The sequence below is a fragment of the Pseudoxanthomonas mexicana genome (assembly GCF_010093385.1).
Taxonomy (GTDB): Bacteria; Pseudomonadota; Gammaproteobacteria; order Xanthomonadales; family Xanthomonadaceae; genus Pseudoxanthomonas_A; species Pseudoxanthomonas_A mexicana.
The window spans coordinates 1-7,031 of record NZ_PDWV01000092.1; the positions used below are offsets into that span (position 1 = coordinate 1).

General features: G+C 64.8%; 6 protein-coding genes. All 6 read left to right on the forward strand.

Going from position 1 to position 7,031, the window contains the following annotated elements; translation table 11 throughout:
* Positions 1–140: 140 nt before the first annotated feature.
* The 6 genes from CSC76_RS18475 to CSC76_RS18500 all read left to right on the forward strand — a co-directional run bounded on the left by CSC76_RS18475 (position 141) and on the right by CSC76_RS18500 (position 6,902).
* On the forward strand, positions 141–1,088 hold the full coding sequence (locus tag CSC76_RS18475; RefSeq protein ID WP_162111423.1) for a bifunctional riboflavin kinase/FAD synthetase: 948 nt from the start codon (positions 141–143) through the stop codon (positions 1,086–1,088).
* The gene (ileS, locus tag CSC76_RS18480) at positions 1,085–3,916 is read left to right on the forward strand and encodes an isoleucine--tRNA ligase (RefSeq protein ID WP_162111424.1); all 2,832 of its coding nucleotides are present in this window, start codon (positions 1,085–1,087) and stop codon (positions 3,914–3,916) included. The genes CSC76_RS18475 and ileS overlap by 4 nt, the downstream gene beginning before the upstream one ends.
* Positions 3,916–4,413: a signal peptidase II gene (gene lspA / locus CSC76_RS18485; RefSeq protein ID WP_162111425.1), complete on the forward strand. Its 498-nt coding sequence runs from the start codon at positions 3,916–3,918 to the stop codon at positions 4,411–4,413. Before ileS ends, lspA begins: the two co-directional genes overlap by 1 nt.
* A 196-nt stretch (positions 4,414–4,609) precedes the next feature.
* Positions 4,610–5,560, forward strand: coding sequence for a 4-hydroxy-3-methylbut-2-enyl diphosphate reductase (ispH, locus tag CSC76_RS18490; RefSeq protein ID WP_162111426.1), 951 nt, complete (start codon positions 4,610–4,612; stop codon positions 5,558–5,560).
* 117 nt (positions 5,561–5,677) lie between these two features.
* Entirely contained in the window at positions 5,678–5,992 is a 315-nt protein-coding gene (locus CSC76_RS18495; RefSeq protein ID WP_162111427.1) for a hypothetical protein, read from the forward strand.
* Positions 5,993–6,425: 433 nt separating this feature from the next.
* Positions 6,426–6,902: a hypothetical protein gene (locus CSC76_RS18500; RefSeq protein ID WP_162111428.1), complete on the forward strand. Its 477-nt coding sequence runs from the start codon at positions 6,426–6,428 to the stop codon at positions 6,900–6,902.
* Positions 6,903–7,031 lie beyond the last annotated feature (129 nt).

Here is a 7,031-nt window from a genome sequence, read left to right on the forward strand (position 1 = left end):
ATGCCGGGCTGCTGTGGGTGCAGGGCATCCGGCCGCGTGACCTGCGGGGTCATTGAGGTCAGGCACGCCCGGCTATACTTCAGGATTGTTGCATCTCCTGCGGATCGCCCCGACCGGACGCTCCGCCCCGACAGGATTCCATGAGCAGGCTGTTCCGTGACGTCGATGGCGGGCCTCTGTGCCCGCACGGTAGCGTGGTCTGCATCGGCGCCTTCGATGGCCTGCATTCGGGCCACCGTGCGCTGGTGCGCCATGCCGTTGCGCGTGCCCGTGCCTTGGGCGTGCCGGCCGTGGTGGTCACGTTCGAACCGCTGCCGCGCGAGTTCTTCGCACGGGACAACCCGCCGCCGCGGCTCACCCTGGCACGGGCCAAGGTGGAAGGCCTGCTGGCCCTCGGCGCCGACCATGTCGGCCTGCTGCGCTTCGACGCCAAGCTGTCCGCGCGGTCTGCTGAGGACTTCGTCCGCACGCTGCTGGTCGGCCGACTGCAGGCGAACGAAGTGTGGATCGGTCCGGAGTTCCGCTTCGGCCACCGCCGCGGTGGCGACCTCGCCCTGCTGCAGGCGATGGGAGACGAGCTCGGCTTCGCCGCCGGCGAGATCGAGCCGGTGCACGCGCAGGGCGACCGCGTCTCAAGCACGCGCATTCGCGAAGCCCTGAAAAGCGGCGATTTCGCCACGGCCAACCGCCTGTTGGGACGGCCCTATGCCATCGGTGGCCGCGTCGTCCGCGGCAAGCAGCTCGGCCGCACGCTCGGTTTCCCTACTGCCAACCTGCGCTTCCCGAAGACGCCCGCACTGTCCGGCATCTATGCCACCTGGGTGCATGGCGTGGGTGATGCACCGTGGCCGTCGGTCTCCAGTTTCGGCACCCGTCCCACCGTGGACGGCGTTGAGCCGCTGCTGGAAGCGCACCTGTTCGACTTCGCCGGCGACCTGTACGGGCGCCATATCGAAGTCGAGTTCGTCGCCAAGCTGCGCGACGAGCTGAAATTCCCCGATCTGCCCAGCCTCACCGAGCAGATGCATCGCGATGCGGATGACGCGCGCGAGATCCTTTCCGAACATCAACGACGAGCGACGGCGTGAGCCAGGACTACAAAGCGACCCTTCATCTGCCCGCCACGGATTTCCCGATGCGCGGCGACCTGCCCAAGCGCGAGCCCGACACCCTGGCCCGCTGGGAAAGCCAGGGCCTGTACGCGCAGCTGCGCGAGAACGCCAAGGGCCGCCCGTTGTTCGTGCTGCACGACGGCCCGCCGTACGCCAACGGCGCGATCCACCTGGGTCATGCGGTCAACAAGATCCTGAAGGACATCATCGTCAAGTCGAAATACCTGGCCGGCTTCGATGCGCCCTACATCCCCGGCTGGGACTGCCACGGCCTGCCGATCGAGATCGCCATCGAGAAGAAGTTCGGCAAGGTCGGCGTGAAGCTGGATGCGGTCGAGTTCCGGCAGAAGTGCCGCGAATACGCCGAGTCGCAGATCGACCTCCAGCGCAGGGACTTCAAGCGCCTGGGTGTGATCGGCGACTGGGACAACCCGTACAAGACGCTCGATTTCCGCTTCGAAGCGAACGAGATCCGTGCGCTGGCCAAGATCGTCGCCAACGGCCACCTGACCCGCGGCGTGAAGCCGGTGCACTGGTGCTTCGACTGCGGCTCGGCGCTGGCCGAGGCCGAGATCGAGTACGCCGACAAGGTCTCGCCCGCCGTCGATGTCGCCTACGCCGCGCGCGATGCGCAGGCGGTGGCGCAGGCGTTCGGCGCCGACGTGCCGGCCGATGTCGAGGTCGCTTTACCGATCTGGACCACTACGCCGTGGACGCTGCCCGCGTCGCTGGCGATCTCCATCGGCGGCGAGCTGGAATACGCCCTGGTCGAAGGCCCCGCGCACGATGGAAAGCGTCGCTGGCTGGTCCTGGCCGATGCGCTCGCCGCGCGTGCGCTGCAGCGCTACGGCGTCACCGACGTGGTCGTGCACGCGCGGGTGAAGGGCATTGCGCTGGAAGGCCTGCTGTTCGCGCACCCGTTCTACGACACGCGCGACATTCCCGTGCTGCTGGGCGACCACGTGTCGGCCGAAGACGGTACCGGCGCCGTGCATACCGCCCCTGGCCACGGCCAGGAAGACTACGTGGTCAGCAAGCAGTACGGCCTGCTGGACAAATACACCGCTGCCCAGCTCAATCCGGTCGATGGCCGCGGTGTATACCTGCCCTCCACACCGGCCGCGCATGGCGTGGAGCTGGCCGGACTGCATATCTGGAAGGCCAATGACGTCATCGTCGACGTGCTGAAGCAGAGCGGCGTGCTGCTCGCCTTCAGCAAGATGGAACACAGCTACCCGCACTGCTGGCGCCACAAGACGCCGATCGCGTTCCGCGCCACGCCGCAGTGGTTCATCTCGATGGAGCAGGCGAACCTGCGCGCTGACGCGCTGCAGGCGATCAAGCAGGTCGGCTGGTTCCCGCAGTGGGGCGAAGCCCGCATCGCCGGCATGGTCGATGGCCGTCCGGACTGGACCATCTCGCGCCAGCGCACCTGGGGCGTGCCGATCGCGCTGTTCGTGCACCGCGAGACCGGCGAGCCGCACCCGCGCAGCGTCGAGCTGATGCGCGCGGTCGCCGACCGCGTGGAGCGGGGCGGCGTCGATGTCTGGTACACGCTGGACGCCGCCGAACTGCTGGGCGACGAGGCGAAGGACTACGACAAGATCACCGACATCCTCGATGTCTGGTTCGACTCCGGCGTGACCCACGAAGGCGTGCTGCTGGAGCGTGGCCTCGGCAAGCCGGCCGACCTCTACCTGGAAGGCTCGGACCAGCATCGCGGCTGGTTCCAGTCCTCGCTGTTGACCGGCGTGGCGATCGACAAGAAAGCGCCGTACAAGCAGTGCCTCACCCACGGATTCACCGTGGACGAGCACGGTCGCAAGATGTCCAAGTCGCTGGGCAACGGCATCGAGCCGCAGGACATCATGAAGACCCTCGGCGCGGACATCCTGCGCCTGTGGATCGCCAGCGCCGACTACAGCAACGAGATGTCGCTGTCGCAGGAGATCCTGAAGCGCAATGCCGACGCCTACCGGCGCCTGCGCAATACCGCGCGCTTCCTGCTCAGCAACCTCAACGGCTTCGACCCCGCGCGCGACCTGGTGGTGCCGGCCGACATGGTCGCGCTGGATCGCTGGATCGTGCACCGCGCCTTCGAGGTGCAGGAGAAGATCAAGGCCGCCTACGACCGCTACGATTTCGCCGAAATCGTGCAGGCGCTGCTGAATTTCTGCAGCGTCGACCTGGGTTCGTTGTATCTGGACGTCACCAAGGACCGCCTGTACACCATGCGCGAGGATTCGCGCGGGCGTCGCAGCGCCCAGAGCGCGATGTACCGCATCGCCGAAGCGTTTGTACGCTGGATCGCGCCGGTGCTGAGCTTCACCGCCGACGAGATGTGGGGCTACCTGCCGGGTGAGCGCGCGGGCAACGTGCTGTTCGCCACCTGGTACGACGGTCTGGCGCCGCTGCCGGCCGACGCCGCCTTGAACGCTGCCGACTTCGACCAGCTGCTGGCCCTGCGCGAGCAGGTCGCCAAGGTGCTGGAGCCGATGCGCGCCAACGGCCTGATCGGCGCCGCGCTGGAAGCCGAGATTGCCGTGTCGGTGAATGCCGCCACGGCGGCGAAGTGGCAGCCGCTGGCCGATGAGCTGCGGTTCTTCTTCATCAGCGGCGACGTCACCGTGTCCGAAGTCAGCGCCGACGAGGTCTTCGTGCTCGCCACGCCGACCACCAAGGCCAAGTGCGTGCGCTGCTGGCATCACCGCGCCGACGTCGGTGCGCATGCCGAACATCCGGAACTGTGCGGGCGCTGCGTCAGCAACATCGACGGCGCCGGCGAAAACCGGGAGTGGTTCTGATGGCCGCCAAGCCGATGTCAAATGCGCTCATCTGGCTGCTGTTGTCGGCCATCGTCATCGTGTTCGACCAGTGGTCCAAGGCCTGGGTGCTGGCGTCGCTGCCGGAATACACCGCCATCCCGGTGATCGACGGCTTCTGGAACTGGTACCGCACCTACAACACCGGCGCGGCGTTCAGCTTCCTGGCCGATGCAGGCGGCTGGCAGCTGTGGTTCTTCACGGTGCTGGCGGTGGGCATCAGTGGCCTGCTGGGTTACTGGCTGTCGCGCACGCGCCGCGGCGACTGGCGCCAGGCGCTGCCGTACGCACTGGTGATCGGTGGCGCGCTGGGCAACGTGATCGACCGCCAGATCCATGGGCACGTGATCGACTTCATCCAGTGGCACTGGCGCGATCACTACTGGCCAGCCTTCAACATCGCCGATTGCGCCGTTGTCGGCGGGGCGATCGGGATTGCGCTGTTCGGGTTGTTCGACGGCAAGAAAAAAGCCGCGTAGGGCGGGCCTTGGCCCGCCGCTAGGTGACACACCCCTACGGTGGGCCAGGGCCCACCCTACGGGGGACATCGCGGCGGTCTGCCCTCACCCCGTTCCGCTCGACCGCGGGCGGGAGAGGGGCTTAGGTGCCATGCGGAATCGGCACCGGCAACACGTTTAGCGTTTCATTTTCCTGCCTTCGGTACTATCGGATTCTATGGACGTCCTGCTCGCCAATCCCCGTGGTTTCTGCGCCGGCGTCGACCGCGCCATCGAGTTCGCCAAGCGCGCCATCGAAACGCTGGGCGCACCGATCTACGTGCGCCATGAAGTGGTCCACAACCGCTTCGTCGTCGACGACCTGAAGCAGCGCGGGGCGATCTTCGTGGAAGAGCTGGACGAGGTGCCCGATGGCGCCACCGTCATCTTCAGTGCGCATGGGGTGTCCAAGGCCGTCCGCAACGAGGCCGCCCGCCGCGGGCTGAAGGTGTTCGACGCGCCCTGCCCGCTGGTCACCAAGGTCCATTTCGAAGTGGCCCGCCACTGCCGCGCCGGGCGCGACGTGGTGCTGATCGGCCATGCCGGTCATCCCGAGGTGGAGGGCACGATGGGGCAGTGGAGCCGCGAAGGCGGGGAGGGCCACATCTATCTGGTTGAGGACATCGAAGGCGTCGCCGCGCTGGAGGTCAGCCAGCCCGACAATCTGTTCTACACCACCCAGACCACGCTGTCGGTCGACGATACCGTGGGCATCATCCAGGCGCTGCAGGCGCGCTTCCCCGCCATCCAGGGGCCGAAGAACGACGATATCTGCTACGCCACGCAGAACCGCCAGGACGCCGTGCGCGATCTGGCCAGGCAGTGCGATCTGGTGCTGGTGGTCGGTTCGCCGAACAGCTCCAACTCCAACCGCCTGCGCGAACTGGCCGAACGCGATGGCGTGGAGTCGTACCTGATCGACGGCGCGCACGAGATCGATCCACGCTGGATCGAAGGCAAGCAGCGCATCGGCGTGACCGCCGGCGCGTCGGCACCGGACGTGCTGATCGACGGCGTCATCCAGCGCCTGCGCGACCTCGGCGCCGCGGGCGTCAGCGAACTGGACGGTGAACCGGAGAACATGGTGTTCGCGCTGCCGAAGGAACTGCGGCTGCAGCTGGTGGGTTGAGGTTTCCGATCCCCGCCGCAACAAAGGCCCCGCACGGCGGGGCCTTGCTTCTTGTGTCGTCTCATCCTGCGCGACAGCCGCCGATCACCCTGCCCGCCACGAGCAAGGGGTGGCCCGATGACGCGCACGCACTGGATGGCTTTCAGGTTGTATTGGCCGGCACTGGCATGCCTGTTGTTGGCATTCGCATCGACGTGGGGGCATGTTGCCCATTTCGATCCGTGGGGCGACGTGCTGCGCTGGATGCCTTACGCTCTGTTGGCGTTCGCCATGCTGTTGGCCGCCGTCGCAAGCCTGCGTCTGATGCGCTGGGAAACCCGCGGTGCGTTGATCTGCAACTGCGGCGGATTGCTCGGCGCTGAGCGGAAAGGGCCCCTTGGCCGCTATCGGAAGTGTGTAGCGTGCGGGCGGCACCATGCCTTGCGTGAATAGCCTCGGCGGCCGTCGATGGTGGTGAGATCCTCGCATTGCGCGCGATGCTTACTTCTCCGTGATTGCCTCAATGTGTGGCTAGGGGATGTCTACTGAACTCATGGCGATTCACCCATTACTGGGCGTCTAAGGGATTCCAAGGCCGTGGTGATGAGTCTATTGCCAAGACCTGCTAAGTATTTCGATAAAGGGTTGACGTACTTGGACGGTGACCTTGCTGGGGTCAGTTCAATATCAGCATTTAAATTGGACAAGCGTCGCATGTGCGACAACTTCGACGATGAGGCTAAGAAAATTTACGAGGACATGTTTGGCGGTTGGTCTCCTACGGGTACGATTTCTGCCGATGAGCTGGTTAGGTACATTGGGGCAGTGAGGGCCGCCAATCCCGACCTGAGATATGATGCTGGTCTGATGATCACGGATGCGACTAATGGCCTTCCGTTTGAATAACAAACTGAGTTGGTTCTTGGCCGTAGTTGCTGCGGCGATCTCTATAGCTCTGGCGATATGGCCGGTCGCGGAAGAGGTGGGTGGACAATCAAATGCTTTGTTTCTGGGAATGCTTCCCTCATATCTAGTCCTGTCGAGTTATCTGAGTTTCAGGCTTATGGCGTGGATAGATGCGAAGGGATTTAGATTCGGAAAGATCATAGGGGTTGTGCTCTCCGTGCTTTTCTTGCTTGGAAGTTCTTGGGCTGTGCTCGGTAGATATTTTTATCTTTCGGCAGCGCAAGGTCTGCAATGTGCTGATCAGTTCGTCATCGATTTTGTTCTTAGAAGATCTGTCCAGGGGCAGCATTTGTTTGTGGTGTTGCTTTCGTTGATCGCAATGAAGAAGGGCGGGACAGACGACCTCGTTGGGTCGCTTCTAGTGGCTGGAGTATTAGCAGTCCTAATTCTGGGCTAGCCGCACTCCCCGAAGCCCCGCCTCCGCGGGGCTTCTTTTTATTTGCTGCTGTTAGCTGTATTCGGGCCGGTCGATCCCAACGTCAGTCGGGCGGTCCGACCCCACCGGCTTCCCAACGGCTTATCACCC